The organism is Streptomyces sp. PKA51 (assembly GCF_057552455.1).
This window is the reverse complement of the sequence record NZ_BAAJPZ010000025.1, coordinates 57856-76759: the sequence shown is the minus strand read 5'-3', so window position 1 is coordinate 76759 and position 18904 is coordinate 57856. Positions and strand designations below refer to the sequence as shown.

Sequence of the window (18904 nt, the reverse complement as noted above, 5' to 3'; positions counted from 1 at the left end):
GACCCCACCCAGGGGAAGAGCACGGGCACAGGCCGTGGGCGGCATCCTCACCCGGATGCCGCCCACGGCCTTGCGCATGTCCCGAAAGGCTGAATCCCGCCCACTGCGCCCTGCCGCGCCCGCTCCTTCTGCTTGAGTCGTCCGCCGGAGATCACACAGGCCCGGAGAGGACGACGACGCCACCCATGAGCATCAGGAGCACCGTCACGACGGCAGCGACCGCGACCGCACTGGCCACCGCTCTGGGCATGGGCCCGGTGCACGCCGCCCCCGGTGGCGGCGGATGGCACCAGGAGGGCCTTTCCCTCAACGCCGCCGACAACAAGAAGGTCGACGCGTACTGGGCTCACGCACGCAATGCGGAGCGGTCGATCAGCCCGCAGGTACGGGCCGCCGCCCGGCTCAGCCACGCCGAGGTGATCGGCTTCGACCACCGTCTGAAGTCGCCCGACTCCCTCAAGCGCAAGGTGGCCACCGCCCTGAAGGAGTCGCCGGGACACAACGTGAACGAAGTGCTCACCACGGTCAACGACGCGGTCCGCTACACCCTGCAGTGGCCCGACCGCAGGTACACCGCCGGTGTGCGGACCGCCTCCGCCACCCTGGTCGCCTGGGGCAACGGCAGCGTCAAGTGGTCGAACACCTGGGAGCGCAAGGACGGCTACAAGGCGATCAACAGCGCATGGCGGGCACCGCGCTCCGGCCAGCGCTTCGAGGTGCAGTTCCACACCCCGGCGAGCAAGCACGCCCAGGAGGTGACCCACAAGCTGTACGAGGAGCAGCGCCTGCCCGGCACGTCGCCGCAGCGCAAGCGCGAGCTCCAAGAGCAGCAGAACGCCGTCTTCGCGGCCGTCCCGGTGCCCGAGGGCGCCGATCGCCTGACGGCGCCGGACGTACGCCGGCCGGTCCCGGCCGGCAGGCACTGACGCGACCGCCCGCCGCTTTCCCGTCCCGCACCTCGCGGCCCGACCGGCGCATCCCGCCCAAGAGGGATAAATTGGTCGGAAGTGCATGGGAGAGGAGGGACGGCATGTCCTCGAAACGGCGTCGCAAGAAGAAGAAGTCCCGCATGAAGGGCGCCAACCACGGCAAGCGGCCCCAGTCCTGAGCACCGACGGTGAGGGGACCGACCAGGACCCGCCCGACGACGTCGTGACGCTGCTCGAAGAGCAGCACGCACGCATCCGCCGGCTCTTCCAGCAGGTGCGCGCCGCGAGCGGCGACGAACGCCGCGAGACGTTCAGGGAACTGGTACGGCTGCTGGCCGTGCACGAGACCGCCGAGGAGGAGGTCGTGCACCCCTCGGCCCGGCAGGCCCTCGGCGGGGCCGGGGACCACCTGGTCGACGCCCGGCTGAAGGAGGAGCGCAGGGCCAAGGAGGCCCTCGGCCGTCTGGAGGACATGGACGCCGAGGACCCCCGGTTCGCTCCTGCGCTCGTCCTGCTGCAGGAGTCGGTGCTCACCCACGCCGAGATGGAGGAGCGCATGGAGTTCGGGCACCTGCGCGCCAACCTCTCCCCGGCCCGGCTGGCGGCCATGGCCGCAGCGGTCAGAGCAGCCGAAGCCATGGCCCCGACCCACCCGCACCCCGGCGTGGAGTTTCGGGCCAGGAACGTGATGCTCGGCCCCATGGCCGCGGTGATGGACCGCACCCGCGACATCGTCCGCAAGGCCATGGGCGGCGGCAAGGACGGGTGACCACCGGGGCGCCATGACACAGCAGCGACTGCGGTTCGACGGCTGGATCGCGGGAGCCGGCACCTCCACCGGCACCCGCATCGTGCTGGGGCACTGGCCCCGCTCTCCCTTCGGCGCGTTCAGCGACGTCATGGTCGAACACGCCGACGGCACCCGGCTGTTGCTCGCCCCCACCGACCGTACGGCCGCGTTCGTCGCCGCCACCTACGCCTTCGACCGGGTACGCGTCGAACCGGTCACCGTCCAGCGGGCCGGGAACGACTGGTCCGTGATCAGCGACTCCCTCATCTGGCACTTCACCACCGGCCCCCTCGGCCTGCCCGGACGCCTCCTGCGTCTCGTACCACCCGCGCTGGCCGCCCATCCCGCATGGATCCGCTGCGCCGACCCGCCGGCCCGGCTGCTGGGGCTGCGGACCTGCGGAAGCGGGGGTGCCGGCCGCCGGGAGTTCTACGGCATCCACGAACTGCGGCCCATCGCCCTGGCGACAGGGCAGTGGGAGGGCACGAGCCTGGGCGAACTCGCCCGGGTCGAGCCGCCGGTTCGCTTCGGCTTCGCCTCCGTCCCCCGCCGGCCCGCCCTCCTCCGCGTCACCACGACGGTCGACCTCCCGGCCGTACCACCGGCCGGAAAGAGCCCCGCCTGAAGATGGACGGCCGGCTCAGGCCCTGACGACCGCAACGAGGTCAATGGCACCCCACGCCGTACCGCCGGGGCCCGCGCCCCGGCGGTGACGTACGGGTCAGGTGCCGGAGCCGATATTCGCTTCAGCACCACCGACGTCCCCGGTACCGTGGGGCACATGCTATGACCTTGTCAGCGAGCGCCCCCGTACTCCTTCGCACTGCCCGTCCTCACCACCGGCCCTGCGAAGGAGAACCCACCCATGCCCGCCACACCGACCCTCCGCGTCCCCGACGCCTTCGCCGCCTCCTACGGGGCCAACGGTCCCCGGGCGCGCGCCTGGCTCACCGGGCTGCCCCGCCTCGGCGAGGAGTTCCTCGACCGGTGGGAGCTGCGCCCGGACGGGCCGCCCAGCCACGGTATGGCCTCGCTCGTCCTGCCCGTCCTGCGCGCCGACGGCACCCGGGCCGTCCTGAAATTCCAGCAGCCCCGCGAGGAGACCGCCGGCGTTGCGGCCGGCCTGCGGGCCTGGAACGGCGACGGCGCCGTCCGCCTGCTCGACCACGACGAGGGCAGCGGCACCCAGCTGCTGGAACGCCTCGACGCCTCCCGCACCCTCGCCTCCCTGACCGACAGCCGCGCCGCGCTGCAGACACTGGCCGAGCTGATGGCCCGTCTGACCGCCGTACCCGCCCCGCAAGGACTGCGGCAGCTGGCCGACATCGCCGCCGCCATGCTCGACCAGGTGCCCCGGGCAGTACGCGCACTGCACGATCCCACCGAGCAGCACCTGCTCCGCTCCTGGGCCCACGCCGTGGCGGAACTGGCCGACGAGGCCGGCGACCGCCTGCTGCACTGGGACCTGCACGACGGCAACGTCCTCGCCGGCGACCGCCACCCCTGGCTCGCCATCGACCCCGAACCCCTCGCAGGCGACCCGGCGTTCGAGCTGTGGCCCGCCCTGGACGCCCGCCTGCACGAGGCGATCGCCTCCACCGACCCCGAACGGGCCGTGCTCCGCGGCTTCGACCACCTCACCGCCGTCCTCGCCCTCGACCGGCAGCGCGCCGCCGGCTGGACCCTCGGACGCATCCTGCAGAACACCCTGTGGGAGATCGAGGACGGCGCCGCCGCCCTGGACCCCGCCCAGCTCGTCATCGCCCGCGCGGTGCAGCGCCGGGCACGCCAGGGGAGTGCGGACAGCCGCTGACTGGTTTCCGCCCGCTTCCTCCTGCGAAGGATCGAAAGGTGGCACGGCGGAGGGGGCGAACGTGACAGTGATCGTGGGGCTCGTGCACAACGACCGCGTCCATCTGGGCGGGGACTCGGCCGGCGTGTCCGGCCTCAGGATCACCGTCCGCCGGGATCCGAAGATCTTCCGCAACGGGCCCTACGCCATGGGCTTCACCACCAGCTTCCGCATGGGACAACTCCTGCATCACGCCTTCAAGGCACCCAAGCCCAAGGGCGACCTGGACGGATTCATGGCCACCGTCTTCGTCGACAAGCTGCGCACCTGCCTGAAGAACGGCGGCTGGGCACGCAAGGACTCCGAACAGGAACAGGCCGGAACGTTCCTGGTGGGCATACACGGCCGCCTCTTCGTCGTCTACGACGACTACCAGATAGCCGAACCGGCGGACGGATACGCGGCCGTCGGCTGCGGAAGCGAGATCGCACTCGGCGCCCTCCACGCCACGTCCGCACTGGACGTCAAACCCCGCAAACGCCTGACCCTGGCCCTGGTGGCGGCCGCCCACCACAGCGCCGGAGTCAGCGCACCCTTCACCTACGTCACCGCCGCCAAAACCCCTGCCGGACAGACATGACGTGCGGCTATGACGCCGGCGCCGCCCCGATCGCGGGCCGCCTCGCCGCCGGCAAGGCCCTGGACGGCCCCGAAAAGAACGGCCCAGGGCGTGTCCGGCGGATCGTGCAGTGCCCCGTAGGGGCTGCCTTCAGAGCGTGCGTCGACCGCCTTACCCGTCCTGGTTCTTCGTGCGCTTGGGCAGGAAGAACATCAGGGCCCACATCAGGGTGAGGAGGCCGCCGACCCACCACAGCACGGTGATGAACGCGTCGCGGTGGAGTCCGGCGTCGGGCGAGCCGCCGGTGGTGGCGAAGAACACCAGGGCGGTCAGCGCGGTGCCGAGGGCGATGCCCAGGTGGATGGCGGTGTTGAACAGACCGGAGGCGGCTCCGGCGTTCTCGTGCGGGACGCGGGCCAGCGACAGGTCGGCCAGCGGGCCGCCGACCATGCCGAGGCCGAACCCGATCAGTACCACCGGAGCGGTCATCGCCGGCAGGGTCAGATCTGCCTGACCTTCGGCGGCCTGGAGTCCGTAGGCAGCCATCGAAGCGGCCGCGACGAGGGCTCCCGCCTGGGGAAGACGGCGGGCGAAGCGCCCGCCGCTCTTCGCCGCGAGCGTCGCGCCGGCCAGCTCTCCGAGGGAGAGCAGCACGAAGGCCAGGGCCGCGTGGAAGGGGCTCATGCCCAGTCCGCGCTGGAGGTAGAGGCTCCAGGTCATGAAGAACAGCCCGCACAGCAGGCCGTGCATCAGCTGCGCGGCCGTGCCGCCGGAGAACTGCCTGCGCCGGAAGAGGGACAGGGGCACGAGCGGGGCGTTGTTCTGCTTGCGCTGCTGGTGGCGCAGGAAGACACCCAGCGCAAGGAGACCGGTGGCGAGCATCGCGAAGCACCACAGCGGCCAGTGATGGAGGTGCCCCTCGCTGAGCGGGAAGACGATCAGGACGATGGCCAGTGCGGACAGCAGCATGCCGGTGAGGTCGAGCCGGTCGGCCTTCTGCACGGTCGACTCGGGGACGAACCGGCGTCCCAGGAGGAGCACGGCGAGGCCGACGGGCACGTTGACCAGGAAGATCGGCCGCCAGGACAGCCCGAACAGATCGGCCTCGGTGAGCAGGCCGCCCATCACCGGGCCCAGGACGTTGGCCAGGGACAGGACCGCCCCGTACAGCCCGAACGCCTTGCTGCGGTTTTGTCCCTCGAAGGTGACGTGGAGGGTGGCCAGGACCTGCGGGATCATCAAGGCCACGGCGACGCCCTGGAGCATGCGGGCACCGACCAGCACGCCCGGTCCGGTGGCCAGACCGCACAGCAGCGAGGCCGCGGTGAACACGATGGTGCCGACGAGGAGCATCCTTCGCCGGCCGTAGAGGTCGCCGAGGCGCCCGCCGGTGACCAGCCCGACGGCGACGGGCAGGGAATAGCCGGTGGTCAGCCACTGCACCGCGGCCGGTCCGGCGCCGGTCGACTCCTGGATCGCGGGCAGGGCGGTCAGGACGACCGACTGGTCGAGCATGTCCATCAGCTCGGCGCCCAGCAGCACCAAGAGGGCGATCCAGGCCGCCAGGCCCATCTTCGACAGGCCGGGTGCGGGGTGGTTCGGGGGTGGGGTGGTGTGCTGTGGCTCGTTGTCGAGCGCGGGGGAAGGCACTGTGGGGCTCCTGATCCAAGGAGTCGGGGAGCCCTGCCGTCAGCCGCACCGGGGCCGGAAAACACGAAACCCGGGGCAGTCGGCAGAGCTGCACCCGGAAAATGACAGGGAAATACGGGGGTGGGTGACGCAACTCAGGCCAGCGCGACGTCCGCCCCCGGACACGTTCAAACGATCAGAACGCGGGGAACTGCGGACGGCTACTTGGCCTGGGAGATAAGTCGTCACCTCGAATCACAGCGCCGGGCCCCGGAACGGGCACAGGCGGAACTCAAAACAGGGTAAAGGCCCCTCCGGCGTCCATGCAACGCGATATCTCCCACACCCCGCAGCACCCGCCCCGCCCGGGCCCGCACGGCCCGCCGCCCACTCCGTTGCTGAGCCTTCGGCTGCGCGACGCGGTCCGTGAGCTGCTGGCGCGCCGCGGCGCGGACCTGCGCTACGGCCGGACACTGCCGCGGGCCTTGCGCCAGGCCGGCTTGGTCGATGTCGCAGCTGCGGGCGCCGGGAGGGCGCGGTGCGGGTGCGGCCGACGACCCCGCACCGTGCGGGCCTCCGGCCCGTGCTCGGCCCAGGTCGGCAGCGCGTCCAGGACCCGCGCGACAGCGGCCTCGTTGGCGCCGTCCAGGCCGACCGCGGCGGCCGGGTGCCGGGCGTGGCCCCAGGTGAAGTCCGCGAAGGGGGCGTTCACCAGCGGCAGATGCCCCCAGGTCGCGGCGGGAATCGAGGAACAGCTGCGCCTGCCCGAACACGGCATCACGCTCGCCACGCGGGCGGTGCTGCGACAAGCCCGGGCCCAAGCATGGGGCTCCCACGAACTGGCCTTCAAGGTCGCGGGCCGCCTCGCCGCCGATAAGGCCCTGGACGGCCCCGAAAAGACGGCCCAGGGCGTGTCCGGCGGATCATGCAGTGCCCCGTAGGGGCGCGGGGAACTGCGCGATCGGCCACCGACGGCCCGCAGCCGACGCGCCACCTCGAGGCCCGGGCGAAGCACGACACCCTGTCTTCGGGCGCTAGCCCGGACGGCGTCCCCAGGCCGAGATCAGCGGCGCGAGCGTCAGGTCGAGCGCGCCCGCGTCGATGGCGGCCAGGTGCGCGTCGATCTCGGCGTCGTCGGCCAGGCCGGCCGCGAGCAGCTCGCCGCGCACGTGCCGGATGGTCGCCGCCTCCAGCTGGTCGCAGGCCCGTCCGCCGACCGGGAACGTGCCCGCCGCGGCGACATCGACCAAGCCGGCCTCGCGCAAGGCCCGCGGCAGTGTCCGGCCGTAGCGCAGATCCGCACCGCGGCGCGCCAGCAGCTCCCGTACCGCGTCGCGCAGCCGGTTGGCCCGCCGCTGCGCGGGACCGCTGTCGTCCAGGCACGCCAGTGGCTGCAGAGCGGTATCGGCGTCCTCGACCAGCAGCCAGCCGCCGGGCCGCAGCGCTGCCGCCATCGTGGCCAGTGCGCGGGCCCGGTCGGGTACATGGACCAGCACGAGCCGGGCGTGCACCAGGTCGAACGTCCCCGGCTCCGGGGGCGGATCGGCGGCGACGTCGTGCCGGCGTACCTCGTACCCGTCGCCCGCCTCCAGCCACGACGGGTCGATGTCCGTGGCCAGCACGTGCCCGGTCGGACCGACGGCCGCCGCGAGCGCCTGCGGGATACCGGGGCCACCGGCCCCCACTTCCCAGCAGCGCGAGCCGGCCCCGATCCCCAGTCGATCGAAGTGCCCGCGCGTCACGCCGTCGAACAGCTCGGCCAGCCAGACGAATCGCTCGCCCGCCTCGACGCGCGCGTTGTCCAGCAGGTATCCGCGGGCGGAGGCGGGCTCTCCACCGGTCGCGGGGGTCCGTCCCGTCGGATCCGGTCGGTCATCGGTGTGCGGCGGGCGGGGCGAGAAGGTCATGACGACATGGTCGACCTTCCCGGGCCACCGGCGCCACGACGACGGGAGAGGGATGCCTCACACAGCCGGCGGACCTCGCAGCCTTCCGGTCGTGCTCCTGGCGGCCCGTCACGTGCTCTCCGGCAGCCTCCGCAGGTTCGCCCGGCCGACCGTCACGTACAGCCCCGTGCCGGTGACCACCCGGCAGTGGTCGCCCTCCTCGCGCAGGAGGAGCACCGGGGTCCCGGCCGGCAGCATTCCGTCGGGCTCGGGAGCCCGCTCGGACCGCTCGAACCAGTACGGGTGCACCTCCTGGAGGACGTGGCTGAACCGGTTGGGCGCCGGCCGCACGACGTTGTCGCGGGGAATGACCGCCTCGGAGCCGAGGACGGTGGCGTCGGGCCTCAGGACGGCATGCTTCTCCTCTCCCCGTGCGTCCTCGCGCCCGTCCCGGGCCCGGCGCTCCCGCTCACCGTTCATGGGCGTTCGCCCTCACGCCGCCGCCAGCAGGCTGTCCTCGGGCAGGACCACCGGAATGGTGCGCTGCACCGTGCCGGCGCCGACGGGCGCCGCGTGGGTGCGCAGCTCGCCCCGCTCGGCCATCTCCAGATGGTTGGGCAGCATGTAGGCGTCGGCGGCCTCGATGTCGACGACGTAGCCGATGTCGCCCAGGCTGGCCACCGTCAGACGGCTCAGCGGGTTCGGGGGATTGGCGACGAATCCGGTCATCAGCTCATTGGCGAACACCGTCTCGCGCCAGTGACCGTCACGCGTGCCCGGTCCGCCCTGGTTCTCCACCGGTACGGGCCGCGGATGCCCCGCGCCGACCAGTTTGCCGTACTCCTCCATGGCCTTCTGTCCGCGGAAGACGGGGTTGTCGGTGCCGGCTCCGTGGAGCACTCCCTTCTCCGTCCAGGGGCGGGTGCCGAAGCCGCAGACGTGCCCCATCTCATGGGTGATCACGTCCACCAGCGTGCCCTTGGTCTGCATCTGCTGCAGGTCGTCCGTGTCGAAGGACATCACGCCCTTCGCGGGCAGGAACGCACCGGGCCCGTTCGCCGGTCGCAGCACCGTCGGTCCCGCTTCTCCCAGGATGTTCCCCGGCCCGTCGATCGAGGTGCCCTGGGCCAGGACAAGGAGATCGTCGACGACCTCGCCGTCGACGCTCACGTCCGGCAGGTCCCCGACGATGACCTTCGCCCAGCGGTCCGCCGCCGTGGCGAACGCGGCCTTCTGCGCCTCGTTCAACCCACCGAGGAACTGCACGGCGATCGTGTACGGGGACGTCGTGGCGGCGAGCTCGCGGGCACGCCCTGTGTCGGCCTTCGCGTAGTGGGTCTCGTACTCGACCATGGGTCTCCCTCCTCGAAGGAGGAGTTGCTACGGCTGCGCCGGAGAACCACAGGAGAGGCGTGCGAGAAGCCGTCCGCGGAAGTGTCTGCCTCGGGAGTGTCTGCCTCGGGCTCACGCGAGCGAGGAAACCGCCCAGCAGGCTCGGCGGGTTCCCGGCGCCCGGCGCACTGCCGAGAGGGCGTGCGCTGACATGTCACACCGTGCGGGCAAGGGCGGAAGCCCGTGCCGCACCACTTCCAGGCTACGCCTGTCCTTTCCCGAACGCGCAGCGCAGGGGAACCACTTCCCCGCCCCGCACCATCTGTTTGATCAACGGGGATCCGGTCAAGCGCATATGGGCGCACACGCACAGCACCAAGGCAGGTATTCGGCATGGCCATCAGCAGGCCCATCAGCAGGCGCACACTCCTGGCAGCAGGTACGGCAGCGGCGGCGACCGCCGCCTGGGGCACCACCGTCGCCACCGGCAGGGCAGGGGCGGCCGGTACGCAAAAGGCCGCCGCCGCCGACTGGACCGCTCTCGGCAAGGGCCTCGCCGGCGGCCTCGTCCGCCCCGACGACGCCGACTACCCCGCCGCCCGCCAGCTGTACAACACCCGTTTCGACGGGCTGCGCCCCGCCGCGATCGCCTACGTCGCCGGCACCGCGGACGTCTCCGCGGCCCTGGGCTTCGCCCGCCGCTTCTCCATACCGGTCTCCATACGCAACGGCGGTCACAGCTACGCCGGCTGGTCCAGCGGCAACGACCGGCTCGTCATCGACGTCTCGCGACTCAAGACCATCCGTACGCCGTCCGCGTCCACCGCCGTCATCGGCGCCGGCGCCAAACTCGTCGACGTCTACACGTCGCTGGCCGCGCACGGCGTCACCATCCCGGCCGGCTCGTGCCCCACCGTCGGTGTCTCCGGGCTCACCCTGGGCGGCGGCCACGGCATCCTCTCCCGTGCCTACGGCCTCACGTGCGACAACCTGACCGGCGCCACCCTCGTCACCGCCGACGGCAGGACCGTCGACTGCGACGCCATGTGGAAGAACACCGACCTCTTCTGGGCCCTGCGCGGCGCCGGCAACGGCAACTTCGGCGTCGTCACCGAACTGCGCTTCCGCACCCGCCCCGTGGGCGAGGGCGTGACCGGCTACGTCTCCTTCCCCTGGTCCAAGGCCGCGGCCGTCCTCCAGGCCTGGCAGGAGTGGGGGCCGAGCCGGCCGGACGAGATCTGGTCCGCCTGCGACCTGTCGGCCGCCGGCGGCGGCTCGCCCCACATCTCCGTGGCCGCGTTCACCATCGGCTCGTACGGGGACCTGGAGAACGCCCTCGACGAACTGACCGGCAAAGTGGCCGCGGCGAGCGGCGGCAGCGCCGGCATCGGCACCCCCCGCCTGCGACGCCACTCCTACCTCGACACCGTCCGCGCCTACGCCGGCTGCGGCGACAAGTCCACCGAGCAGTGCCACCTGCCGGGCACCACGCCCGGCCGCGAGTCCTCCGGCCGACTGGAGCGCGAGACGTACACGGCCCGCTCGGACTTCTTCGACCGCTCGCTGGACGCGACGGGCGTACGCACCCTGCTCGACCAGGTGGAAGGTTTCGGGCGCGGCGTCAAGGGCGGCGGCATCTCGGTGCAACTGACGGCCCTGGGAGGGGCGATCAACCGCATCAAGCCGCTGGGGACGGCCTTCGTGCACCGCAGGTCGCGGATGCTGGCCCAGTACCTCACGTCGTGGGCGGCCGGCGGGACGGGCACGGCACAGACCGCCTGGCTCGACGGCATGCACGCAGCGATGCGCCCCCACGCCTCCGGCGCCGCCTACCAGAACTACACGGACCCGGGCCTGAAGAACTGGCGCACCGCCTACTACGGCGACGCGGCGGACCGACTGACCAAGCTGAAGCGGCAGTACGACCCGGAGCGCGTCTTCGACTTCCCCCAGGCCCTGTGACGGGCAAGGCCCGCCCGGCTCGCCGGCTCCCCGCCGCCGACGAGCCGGGCGGACCCCACCTGTTCGCGAGCGCTCAGTCGAGGCAGAACTCGTTGCCCTCGACGTCCTGCATCACGATGCACGACTCGTTCTCCTCATCGGCAAGCAGCAGTTGCACGCGTACCGCGCCGAGTGCGACCAGGCGTGCGCATTCGGCCTCGAGCACGGCCAGCCGCTCCTCACCCACGAGCCCGGTGCCGACCCGCACGTCGAGGTGCACCCGGTTCTTGACGACCTTGCCCTCGGGAACGCGCTGGAAGTACAGCCGCGGGCCCACACCCGAGGGATCGCTGCAGGTGAACCATGCGCCCCGCTGCTCGGGAGGCAGGGTGCGACGGAAGTCGTCCCACGTGGCGAACCCCTCCGGGGGCGGCGGGGCCACGTAGCCCAGCACCTCGCACCAAAAACGGGCGACGCGCTCGGGTTCCGCGCAGTCGAAGGTGACTTGGAACTGCTTGATCGACGTCATCGGTGCATCATAGGGGCCCTTTCGTCGCCCCCACGGGCCCACTGCAGGCACCCCGTCGGCCGCCCGGAACGCGGGCAGAGGCCAGACCGTCACGTTCGGCTATATGTCACCTCAAAGGACTGATTCCACCAGAACAAGGGCAGATTGTCGCCGGGCGGGGACCGAACTGCACAAGCCTCAAGGGGGAATTCATGCCGGACGAGCAGGCGGCCAGCACGGTCCGCGGCGGAAGCCCGGACTCCGCAGTCGACCGCGTGGCCGACTTCTACGGCGCCTACATCGACGCCGTGGACGACGGAACCGACGACCTGGGCGACGAACTGCGCGCCCACTACCTCACCGAGGACCTCCGCCAACGGCTGGCCGCCTGGGAAGAGGCCAACCACGCCGACGGCGTCCTGCGGGCCCAGGACGTCCCCACGCACTGGGAAGTCCGCTACCACGACTCCGGCGCCGGACACCTGTTCACCACCGTCACGCTCACCTGGGGCACCGGACCCGACGCCGGCCACACCCGGCTGGCGGTGCAGAGCGACCTGAGCACCAAGCTCATCTCGGACATCGAGGACGCCTGACAACCAGCGAGCAGGACCGGCCTCAGCGGACCGGGGACGGTTCCACCGTGCTGCGGTCGTCGAAGTCCCGGCGGGCCGCGAGGATCTGCCGGGCGTGCGCCATGGACCAGTCCGCGATGGCGCCGGTCAGCTGCCCCGCCTCGGTGCCGAGCGGGGTCAGCGCGTACTCCACGCGCGGGGGGACCGTCGGGTAGACGGTGCGGCTGACGAGGCCGTCACGTTCGAGAGCGCGCAGCGTCTGGGTCAGCATCTTCTGCGTGACGCCGTCCAGGACGCGCCGGAGCTCACTGAACCGCATCGGCCCGTCGCGGCGGCGCAGAGCGGCCAGGACGTACAGCGCCCACTTGTTGGCGAGCACCTCGACCACCGTGCGCGAGGGGCAGTCGCGCCGGTAGGTCAACGCCGGTTCCGAGATGTTCGCCCGTCCCTTGGTATCCATGAGGTACCTGGATATCAAACAGGTGCCTACTTCACAACAGATATCTCCTCCTTCCAGGATGGGAGCACGCCCCGGGAGCCCCCGGCGCACCGGCGTCCCCTGTGAAGGCGTCCCCTGTGAAGGCGTCCCCTGTGGAGGAGAACGAGATGAGCACCCGCATGCGCGCGATCGGCCAGCAGGTCTTCGGCGGCCCCGAGGTCCTGGAGGTCGTCGAGACCGACCGCCCCGTACCCGGACCCGGTGAGGTGCTGGTACGGGTCCGCGCCGCCGGCGTGAACCCGGCCGACTGGAAGCGGCGCGCCGGGCACCTGCGCCGGTTCGGCCCACCGCCGTTCACCCTCGGCCTGGACCTGGCCGGAGTCGTGGAGGCCACCGGCGAGCAGGCGGACCGATTCCGCATCGGCGACGCCGTCTACGGGGTCGTGCTCCCGCCGCGCGGGGCCTACGCCCAGTACGTGGCCGTCCCCGAGACCTCCCTCGCACCCGCCCCGGCCGGCCTCGACCCGGTGCACGCCGCAGCGCTGCCCACCGCCGGTCTCACCGCCTGGCAACCGCTCGTCCGCGTGGCGGCCATCCGTGCCGGGCAACGGGTGCTCGTGCACGCGGCGGCCGGCGGAGTCGGCCACCTCGCCGTACAGGTCGCCAAGGCCCACGGCGCCTACGTCATCGGCACGGCCCGCAAGGACAAGCACGGCTTCCTCAAGAAGCTGGGGGCCGACGAACTCATCGACTACACCACCACGGACTTCGCCGCAGCGGCACGCGACATCGACGTCGTGCTCGACCCCATCAGCGGCGACTACGGACCGCGGTCGCTGGAGACCCTCGCCCCGGACGGGATCCTCGTCGACATACGCGGCACCGGAGTGGACCGCACGGCCGTCCGCGACCAGGCCCGCGACCGCGGCCTGCGCTACGTCGAGTTCGGCTTCACCCCGTCCGGTACCGACCTGAACGAGATCACCGCCCTGGTCGAACGCGGTGCCCTGCGGGCCGCCGTCGACCACGTCCTGCCCCTGGAGAAGGCCGCCGAGGCCCACGCCCTCAGCGAGACGGGCCGCGTACAAGGCAAGATCGTCCTCACGGCGGACACGCTCTAGGCCGTGTCCGGCGGATCTTCGTCCCGCGCCACCACGGCGCCCCGTCAGGGGCGCGGGGAACTGCGCGACAAGCCACGACGCGCCCGCAGTCGGCCCTGGGGTGGCGTGTCGGCCGCGGGCCGTCGCCGCCGATCGCGCCCACGCGGCGGCAGCCGCAGGTCGACACTGCCCCGCGCCCCTGCAGGGCGCCGCGTGACGAACATCCGCCGGGCAGACCCTGGGCCGCCGTCCCCTCGGCGCACGAGGGGGGCCTCCGGCGTGGCGCATGGCGTACGCCGGTGTACGCGAGAGCTCTGCGCGGGAAGTGAACCGGCGCGGATCCCCGGACAGAGGTGATCATGAGCACCGACGCGTACCACCACTGGCAAGAGCTCCAGGTCTCCCGGCCCGGCGACGTCCCACCGGCCACGCCGCTGACGTGGCTGGCGCAGAAGCACCAGCAGCACGCCGACCGGCTGACCGACCGCCTGCTCCCCGCCGGGGCCCCGCCGGGCGCCGCCCCGGCCACGGCCGCCGACGCCCTCGCGGTGCTGGCCCTGCGCGAAGCCGTCTGCCGCGAGATGGAGCACGGCCGCGGCATGTACCTCTTCGACGCCCTGCGGCTCGGCGCCACCTGGAACGAGGCCGCCGCCGCGCTCGACCTCACCCCCGACCAGGCCCGCGACGTGCTGCGCGCCTGGGCCGAGGGCCAGCGCCGGCTGTATGCCGCATCCGAGGAACGCGGCGAGCAGCCGCTCGGCCTCGGCGCTCAGGAGCACGCCGCCGTCCTGGCCCTCACCGAGCTCGCCGACGACGAGCCGGTCGTGGCGCGCCGGAACGGGACGACGGAGGCGTGACACCTCCACCCCCTATACCCTCATTCGGGTGAATTCCTGACGTGCTGCCCCTTTCTCGTGCTGTGCTGGAAGCGAGCCACGCACTCGTGGCCCGCTTCCGCCAGGGAGGGGGGCGTCGGTGCCATGCGGGTGTTCATCGCAGGGATCGACGGGTATCTCGGCTGGCCGCTCGCGCAGCACCTCGCCGCGCGCGGACACCGGACGGCCGGCGTGGACGCCCTGTTGCGGCGCGCATGGGTCGCGGAAATGGGGTCGGACAGCGCCGTGCCCGTCGCGGCGATCGACGAGCGGCTCACGGCCTTCCGGGAGCACTTCGGCACGCCCCTGCCCTTCGCCCCGGTGAACCTGCGCGACCACGACGCACTGGGGCGCGCGCTCGCCGCCTTCGCCCCGGACGCGGTGGTGCACCTTGCCGAATGCCCCTCCGCGCCGTACTCGATGATGGACCACCGGCACGCGCAGTTCGTACAGGACAACAACGTCTCGGGCACCCTCGGCCTGCTGTTCGCGATGCGCGACCACTGCCCCGAGGCCCACCTCGTCAAGCTGGGCAGCATGGGGGAGTACGGCACTCCGGACGTGGACATCCCCGAGGGCTTCTTCGAGGTGGAGTTCCGCGGCCGGCGCGACACGCTGCCGTTCCCCCGGCAGGCCGGCTCCTGGTACCACTGGAGCAAGGTCTTCGACTCGCAGAACGTGGCGTTCGCCTGCCGCCTGTGGGGCCTGCGCGCAACCGACGTGATGCAGGGCGTCGTGTACGGCAGCTGGTGCCCGGCCGGCGATCCCCGGCTGAGCAGCCGCCTCGACTTCGACGAGGCCTTCGGCACCGCGGTGCACCGCTTCTGCTGCCAGGCCGTCATCGGCCACCCCCTCACCCCCTACGGCTCCGGCACCCAGCGCCGCGGCGTCCTGTCGCTCGCCGACGCCCTCCAGTGCCTCACGCTCGCCCTGGAGAACCCCCCGGACCCCGGTGAGTACCGCGTCTTCAACCAGCTGCGCGACGTGCGCTCCGTGGCGGAACTGGCCGAACTCGTCCGGGCGGCCGCGCACTGCCTGGGCATCGACGCGCGCATCCTGCCCGTCGCCAACCCCAGGGCCGAAGCGGAGGGCCACCACTACCGGCCGGACAGCAACGCCCTGCCCGAGCTGGGATTCCGCCCCTCCGCCCCCATCGAGGAGGAGCTGCGCCGCCTGCTGCACGATCTGCTGCCGCACGCCGACCGGATCGCCGCGCACGCCGACCGCCTGCCGCCGACCGTCCGCTGGCGGCCCGCACCACCGGTGGGCCCACCCCGCCCACCGCACCCGACAGGGGAAGGAAGACACCATGACCAGGACGCTCCAGCAGGTTCTGCAGACGGCGGCCGAGGACCCGGCCGTCCTGCGCGAACTGCGTGACGACGCACCCGCACTGGCCGACCGCTGCGGCCTGACCGGCGAGGCACGCCGCCGGCTGCTCCACGCCGACCAGCTCCTGCCGCGCACGCGCGGCGAGTACTACACCATCACCCTCCACACCATCACCATCACCGCCGGCCGCACCCTGTGAGCCACCGGGCGGCGGACACCTCCACGCCCGCCGTCAGCGTCGTGCTGCCGGCGCGCGACGAGGGCGACAGGGTCGGGGCGACCGTCGCCTCGGCCCTGACGGCCGCCACCGCGCCCGACCGCATCGAAGTGGTCGTCGTCGACGACTCCTCCACCGCCGGCCGGCGGCCCCGCATCACCGACGCAGCGGACCGGCGCCGCACCCGCGTCATCCGCTCCGAGCAGCACCTCGGCGTCGGCGCCGCACGCAACCTCGCCGCCCGGCACGCCCGCGGCCGGCTGCTGTTCATCACCGACGCCCACACGGGCTTCTCCGCCGGCTGGGACGACGAGGCGCTCCGCCTCGTCGCGCCCGGACGCATCGTCTCCGTCACCGTCCGGGACCGGGCCTCCGACTGGCGCGGCCACGGCTGCCGCCTCGTCGTCCCCTACATGGGCACGCGATGGAACACCGCGGCACCGGCCGACCCCGCCCGCCAGGTGCAGATCGCCTCCAGCGCCGGCACGGTCCTCGACAGCGCGCTGTTCACCCGGCTCGGCGGCTACGACGAGGGGATGGTGCACTACGGCGGCTTCGAACCCGAATTCAGCGTCCGTGCGTGGCGGGCCGGCGCCGAGATCGTGCACACCACCGCCATCGAGATCACGCACCGCTTCAAACCACCCGAGGAGTGCACCGCGTTCCTCGGCGCGGCCCGCACCGCGCTGGTGCACAACTGCCTGCGGTTCGGCACCGTCCACCTGCCCGAGTCCATGATTCTCGAAATGGTGCGCCTGCACGCGCTCGAATACCCGGACCACGTCCGGCAGGCGCTGGTCCTGCTGCACCAACGCGGCGCCTGGCAGCGCCGCGCACACCTGGCGGCGTCACTGCCCCACGGCTTCGCCGCATTCGTCCGGCGCTTCGCCCTGTGCGACCAGATCGGACGACCGGTCCCCCAGGAATGACCCCGGGCCGCCCCCGGCGCATCGTCGTCATGCGGCACTACGGCACCGCGTCAGGGGCGCGGGACGGTGCCGGTCTGCGGCTGCCGCCGCGCGGGCGCGACAAGCCACGACGCGCCCGTCGCGTTCCGCCCCCGGCCCATGACCGCGGCAGCGCCCCCGCACCGCCTCCGTCGCCGGGGCGGTGACGGCCGTCCCGCGCACGTCCCGCGCACGTCCCGTCCCGTGCGCCCGGGGCGCATCACGCCGGGAGGAGCCGTACGCCCCCGTGAGCTCCGCCCGCGGCAGGAGTCCGGGGCACGCCGGGCCAGCCCCAGGACGCACCGTCAGATCGTCGCAGAGCAGGACGATCCGGATGGATGCCGCCAGCACCATGGAAGTACGGCACAACGCCCCGTACCGCTCGATCCGGTCGGGGCCGCACCAACGGGGGATCATCATCAACGTCACGCGCACCACACCTGCCCGGTTGTCCCAGCAGGACATCCTCTCCCTGATCGACGGCACGGCACTGGCCGTGCACGTCCCCGGCTTCGTCCCGGCCGAGGCCCTCGCCCCGGCCCGCCGCACGCTCCTCGACCACCCCGAACGGGGTGCTCTGACCCAGGCCACCGAGTTCCAGCGCCTCGGCTACGCCTACTCCGAGGTCCACGACGACGCCTCCCGCGAGCACTACCACCGCCAGGCCCGCGCCGGCATCCAGCGCATGCGCGAGCTGTTCGCCCCCTACGCCTCACCCAGCGACGTCCTGCGCCTGCTGCTGGAGGAGACCTGGGAGGCAGGCGCGCACCTCATGCACATGGACGGCCGCAAGGCATTCATCGGCATCTGCCGCTACCAGCACAAGGACGTGGACCTCAACCCCCACACCGACGCCCTGGAGCGCAACCTGCCCGCCGGCCACGCCCTGCACCTCGAAGCCCAGCTGTCCGCCAACATCTACCTCAACATCCCGCGCACCGGCGGCGAGCTGGAACTGTGGGGGACCGAGCCGGGCGAGGAGGTCTACGGCCGGCTCATGGGCGGGCGCACCTGGGGCATCGACCGCGCGAGGATCGGCCCGCCCGCCCAGGTCGTCAAGCCCGCACCCGGCGACCTGCTCCTGCTCAACCCCCGCCGCATCCACGCCGTACGCCCCTCCGGCGACGAGCCCCGCATCACCCTCGGCCACTTCATCGGCTACTCCGGGACGGCCCGTCCCCTGGAACTGTGGAGCTGACGGTGAACGAGCCGGTGAACGACACCACCCAGCCACCCGCCCTCGGGCGGACGAAGGCGAGCTTCGGCGAGGACGCCAAACTCCTGCCCCTGCAGGGCAGGAAGGCCGTGCTGCTCATCAGCGTCGGCCAGCGCTACCACGAGGGCGACAAACTCCAGGCCACCGTCGACCTCGCCAACCGCAGCGGATTCGGCCAGGTGACCATCGCCGTCGCCGACACCCTCCAACGCACCAACTACACCGGTCTGCCGCCCGAGCAGGCCTACGCACAGGCCCTGGCCGCCGGCGACGCCTGGCTCGCCCGCAACGCCGCGATCCTCGACCGGCTCGCCATGAACCACCCGGTACTGCGCTGGGACCAGGCCCTGCGCGACCCGATGTACCCGGTCTTCCGGGAACGCATCGAGCACGCCTACCACCACGACCCCGACTACCGGCAGGCCGTGCACGCCACCGTCGCCCGCTTCCTCGACCGGCTCCTCACCCGCCGGCCCGACACGGACACCCTCGCGGCGTTCCACGACTGCCTCGCCTACCTCGTCGAGGAACTGCCGCTGATCATGCCCACCTGGGCGCACCGAGGACACGACTATGTGATCTACCCGCAACCGATGACCACCGCCATGGCCGAAACCCGTCGGCGATTCGTCGCCACCGGATTTCCCGGCAAGGCCGCATGGTTGTCCCTGAGGTTCAAAAAGCGCGCCCTGAGCCCCGGACTGGCCGCCTGACCGACCGGCGCCGGCCCGTGCAACGGACCGGCGCACCAACGGGCCGCTGCCCAACCCCGGTGTA

At 72.3% G+C, this 18904-nt stretch carries 21 protein-coding genes; 14 read left to right on the top strand and 7 right to left on the bottom strand.

The features are described 5' to 3' along the window. Nucleotides 1-185: 185 nt before the first annotated feature. From AC27L3_RS26635 to AC27L3_RS26615, 5 genes are all read left to right on the top strand, one after another. Nucleotides 186-926, top strand: coding sequence for an ATP nucleotide 3'-pyrophosphokinase (locus AC27L3_RS26635; protein ID WP_487236604.1), 741 nt, complete (start codon nt 186-188; stop codon nt 924-926). Between the two features lie 226 nt (nt 927-1152). Continuing rightward, complete coding sequence (locus AC27L3_RS26630) at nt 1153-1698, top strand: hemerythrin domain-containing protein (RefSeq protein ID WP_487236603.1); 546 nt, start codon at nt 1153-1155, stop codon at nt 1696-1698. 13 nt (nt 1699-1711) lie between these two features. After that, a complete protein-coding gene (locus AC27L3_RS26625; RefSeq protein ID WP_487236602.1) occupies nt 1712-2344 on the top strand; it encodes a hypothetical protein in 633 nt (210 codons plus the stop codon). Nucleotides 2345-2584: 240 nt separating this feature from the next. Then, entirely contained in the window at nt 2585-3532 is a 948-nt protein-coding gene (locus AC27L3_RS26620; protein ID WP_487236601.1) for an aminoglycoside phosphotransferase family protein, read from the top strand. 61 nt (nt 3533-3593) lie between these two features. Next, nucleotides 3594-4151 (top strand): hypothetical protein, encoded by a 558-nt coding sequence (locus AC27L3_RS26615; RefSeq protein WP_487236600.1) that lies wholly within the window; start codon nt 3594-3596, stop codon nt 4149-4151. Between the two features lie 150 nt (nt 4152-4301). Here AC27L3_RS26615 and AC27L3_RS26610 read toward each other — a convergent pair whose 3' ends face one another. The 5 genes from AC27L3_RS26610 to AC27L3_RS26590 all read right to left on the bottom strand — a co-directional run bounded on the left by AC27L3_RS26610 (nt 4302) and on the right by AC27L3_RS26590 (nt 8998). Beyond that, on the bottom strand, nt 4302-5780 hold the full coding sequence (locus AC27L3_RS26610; RefSeq protein WP_487236599.1) for an MFS transporter: 1479 nt from the start codon (nt 5778-5780) through the stop codon (nt 4302-4304). Nucleotides 5781-6219: 439 nt separating this feature from the next. Next, nucleotides 6220-6471 (bottom strand): hypothetical protein, encoded by a 252-nt coding sequence (locus tag AC27L3_RS26605; RefSeq protein WP_487236598.1) that lies wholly within the window; start codon nt 6469-6471, stop codon nt 6220-6222. A 322-nt stretch (nt 6472-6793) separates the two neighbouring features. Continuing rightward, nucleotides 6794-7666, bottom strand: coding sequence for a methyltransferase domain-containing protein (locus AC27L3_RS26600; RefSeq protein ID WP_487236597.1), 873 nt, complete (start codon nt 7664-7666; stop codon nt 6794-6796). Nucleotides 7667-7774: 108 nt separating this feature from the next. After that, nucleotides 7775-8125, bottom strand: coding sequence for a hypothetical protein (locus AC27L3_RS26595; RefSeq protein ID WP_487236596.1), 351 nt, complete (start codon nt 8123-8125; stop codon nt 7775-7777). 12 nt (nt 8126-8137) lie between these two features. Further along, complete coding sequence (locus tag AC27L3_RS26590; protein WP_487236595.1) at nt 8138-8998, bottom strand: leishmanolysin-related zinc metalloendopeptidase; 861 nt, start codon at nt 8996-8998, stop codon at nt 8138-8140. Nucleotides 8999-9388: 390 nt separating this feature from the next. On the opposite strand from AC27L3_RS26590, the gene AC27L3_RS26585 reads away from it, so the two are divergent. Beyond that, nucleotides 9389-10939 (top strand): FAD-binding oxidoreductase, encoded by a 1551-nt coding sequence (locus AC27L3_RS26585; RefSeq protein WP_487236607.1) that lies wholly within the window; start codon nt 9389-9391, stop codon nt 10937-10939. A 73-nt stretch (nt 10940-11012) separates the two neighbouring features. Here AC27L3_RS26585 and AC27L3_RS26580 read toward each other — a convergent pair whose 3' ends face one another. Beyond that, complete coding sequence (locus AC27L3_RS26580; protein ID WP_487236594.1) at nt 11013-11447, bottom strand: VOC family protein; 435 nt, start codon at nt 11445-11447, stop codon at nt 11013-11015. Nucleotides 11448-11638: 191 nt separating this feature from the next. Here AC27L3_RS26580 and AC27L3_RS26575 point away from each other — a divergent pair, with 191 nt between their 5' ends. Continuing rightward, on the top strand, nt 11639-12022 hold the full coding sequence (locus AC27L3_RS26575) for a hypothetical protein (protein ID WP_487236593.1): 384 nt from the start codon (nt 11639-11641) through the stop codon (nt 12020-12022). Between the two features lie 22 nt (nt 12023-12044). Here the strand turns inward: AC27L3_RS26575 and AC27L3_RS26570 are convergent, their stop codons facing one another. Continuing rightward, entirely contained in the window at nt 12045-12461 is a 417-nt protein-coding gene (locus AC27L3_RS26570) for a winged helix-turn-helix transcriptional regulator (protein ID WP_487236592.1), read from the bottom strand. Nucleotides 12462-12607: 146 nt separating this feature from the next. Here AC27L3_RS26570 and AC27L3_RS26565 point away from each other — a divergent pair, with 146 nt between their 5' ends. The 7 genes from AC27L3_RS26565 to AC27L3_RS26535 all read left to right on the top strand — a co-directional run bounded on the left by AC27L3_RS26565 (nt 12608) and on the right by AC27L3_RS26535 (nt 18840). After that, a complete protein-coding gene (locus AC27L3_RS26565) occupies nt 12608-13561 on the top strand; it encodes an NADP-dependent oxidoreductase (RefSeq protein WP_487236591.1) in 954 nt (317 codons plus the stop codon). A 338-nt stretch (nt 13562-13899) separates the two neighbouring features. Beyond that, nucleotides 13900-14397, top strand: a complete 498-nt coding sequence (locus tag AC27L3_RS26560; RefSeq protein WP_487236590.1) for a hypothetical protein — start codon at nt 13900-13902, stop codon at nt 14395-14397. 123 nt (nt 14398-14520) lie between these two features. Continuing rightward, entirely contained in the window at nt 14521-15795 is a 1275-nt protein-coding gene (locus tag AC27L3_RS26555; RefSeq protein WP_487236589.1) for an NAD-dependent epimerase/dehydratase family protein, read from the top strand. Beyond that, nucleotides 15725-15946, top strand: coding sequence for a hypothetical protein (locus AC27L3_RS26550; RefSeq protein WP_487236588.1), 222 nt, complete (start codon nt 15725-15727; stop codon nt 15944-15946). Before AC27L3_RS26555 ends, AC27L3_RS26550 begins: the two co-directional genes overlap by 71 nt. Then, a complete protein-coding gene (locus AC27L3_RS26545; RefSeq protein WP_487236587.1) occupies nt 15943-16893 on the top strand; it encodes a glycosyltransferase family 2 protein in 951 nt (316 codons plus the stop codon). Before AC27L3_RS26550 ends, AC27L3_RS26545 begins: the two co-directional genes overlap by 4 nt. A 352-nt stretch (nt 16894-17245) precedes the next feature. Then, entirely contained in the window at nt 17246-18109 is an 864-nt protein-coding gene (locus tag AC27L3_RS26540) for a 2OG-Fe(II)-dependent halogenase WelO5 family protein (RefSeq protein WP_487236586.1), read from the top strand. A gap of 2 nt (nt 18110-18111) precedes the next feature. After that, the gene (locus tag AC27L3_RS26535) at nt 18112-18840 is read left to right on the top strand and encodes a tRNA-dependent cyclodipeptide synthase (RefSeq protein ID WP_487236585.1); all 729 of its coding nucleotides are present in this window, start codon (nt 18112-18114) and stop codon (nt 18838-18840) included. Nucleotides 18841-18904: the final 64 nt, after the last annotated feature.

Bases quoted from the DNA above. Each gene is read 5' to 3' on its own strand.
- AC27L3_RS26555 (WP_487236589.1), top strand. From the start codon at position 14,521: ATGCGGGTGTTCATCGCAGGGATCGACGGGTATCTCGGCTGGCCGCTC.
- AC27L3_RS26595 (WP_487236596.1), bottom strand. From the start codon at position 8,125: ATGAACGGTGAGCGGGAGCGCCGGGCCCGGGACGGGCGCGAGGACGCA.
- AC27L3_RS26590 (WP_487236595.1), bottom strand. From the start codon at position 8,998: ATGGTCGAGTACGAGACCCACTACGCGAAGGCCGACACAGGGCGTGCC.
- AC27L3_RS26550 (WP_487236588.1), top strand. From the start codon at position 15,725: ATGACCAGGACGCTCCAGCAGGTTCTGCAGACGGCGGCCGAGGACCCG.
- AC27L3_RS26540 (WP_487236586.1), top strand. From the start codon at position 17,246: ATGGATGCCGCCAGCACCATGGAAGTACGGCACAACGCCCCGTACCGC.
- AC27L3_RS26565 (WP_487236591.1), top strand. From the start codon at position 12,608: ATGAGCACCCGCATGCGCGCGATCGGCCAGCAGGTCTTCGGCGGCCCC.
- AC27L3_RS26580 (WP_487236594.1), bottom strand. From the start codon at position 11,447: ATGACGTCGATCAAGCAGTTCCAAGTCACCTTCGACTGCGCGGAACCC.
- AC27L3_RS26570 (WP_487236592.1), bottom strand. From the start codon at position 12,461: ATGGATACCAAGGGACGGGCGAACATCTCGGAACCGGCGTTGACCTAC.
- AC27L3_RS26560 (WP_487236590.1), top strand. From the start codon at position 13,900: ATGAGCACCGACGCGTACCACCACTGGCAAGAGCTCCAGGTCTCCCGG.
- AC27L3_RS26625 (WP_487236602.1), top strand. From the start codon at position 1,712: ATGACACAGCAGCGACTGCGGTTCGACGGCTGGATCGCGGGAGCCGGC.
- AC27L3_RS26575 (WP_487236593.1), top strand. From the start codon at position 11,639: ATGCCGGACGAGCAGGCGGCCAGCACGGTCCGCGGCGGAAGCCCGGAC.
- AC27L3_RS26635 (WP_487236604.1), top strand. From the start codon at position 186: ATGAGCATCAGGAGCACCGTCACGACGGCAGCGACCGCGACCGCACTG.
- AC27L3_RS26600 (WP_487236597.1), bottom strand. From the start codon at position 7,666: ATGACCTTCTCGCCCCGCCCGCCGCACACCGATGACCGACCGGATCCG.
- AC27L3_RS26620 (WP_487236601.1), top strand. From the start codon at position 2,585: ATGCCCGCCACACCGACCCTCCGCGTCCCCGACGCCTTCGCCGCCTCC.